The organism is Actinomycetospora aurantiaca (assembly GCF_037401875.1).
Taxonomy (GTDB): Bacteria; Actinomycetota; Actinomycetes; order Mycobacteriales; family Pseudonocardiaceae; genus Actinomycetospora; species Actinomycetospora aurantiaca.
In genome coordinates, this window is sequence record NZ_JBBEGN010000050.1 from 1 (window position 1) to 617 (window position 617).

Here is a 617-nt window from a genome sequence, read left to right on the forward strand (position 1 = left end):
TGGACGGATGTGTCTCAGCACATCGCGGACAGGTTGGTGGTCCGCTGGTAGCGGACGCTGCGGTCGAGGGTAAGGCTGGCAGCGACCGTGTCATCGATGAGGACGGTGACGCGGTCGCCCTGCCAGAACACCTCGGCGCTCGCGCCGGCGTGGCGCTGGCCGAGACCGATCGAGGTGCGGCTGAACCTGATCACGCCCTTGGCTGAGACGGTGCGGGTGACCTGCCCGGCGACCCGCCGGGCCGGGCCGGCGGGCCCGGCGCGCTCGACGCTGTGGAACCGCTGGTGGGGGGTATCGCCCTCGAGGGACTGGTGGCGGCGCTGGTTGTAGCGCGGCCGGTAGTCATCGAGCAGGGCCTGCAGCTCGGCCAGGGTGGCCGGGACGGGCCGCGCGGCCAGCCAACGCTGCAGGGTCGCGTGGACGCGTTCGTTCTTCCCGCAGGTCTGCGGGTGCCCGATCGAGGACACCACGGTGGTGATGCCGTGCCCGGCCAGCAGGCGTTCCATCGCCACCAGCGGCCACCGTCGGCGCTTGCCGGAGAAGGCGGTGCCGTTGTCGGAGAGCACGCAGGCCGGGTGGCCGTACCGGGCGAACCCCGCCTGCAGCGTGGCCAGGAC

1 protein-coding gene is annotated in these 617 nt (G+C 72.6%); it reads right to left on the bottom strand.

Features of this window, described 5'->3' with window-relative positions:
- Window positions 1-14: 14 nt before the first annotated feature.
- Window positions 15-617, bottom strand: a 603-nt coding sequence (locus WCD74_RS29855) for an integrase core domain-containing protein (RefSeq protein ID WP_337698574.1), incomplete at its 5' end; no start/stop codon positions are given.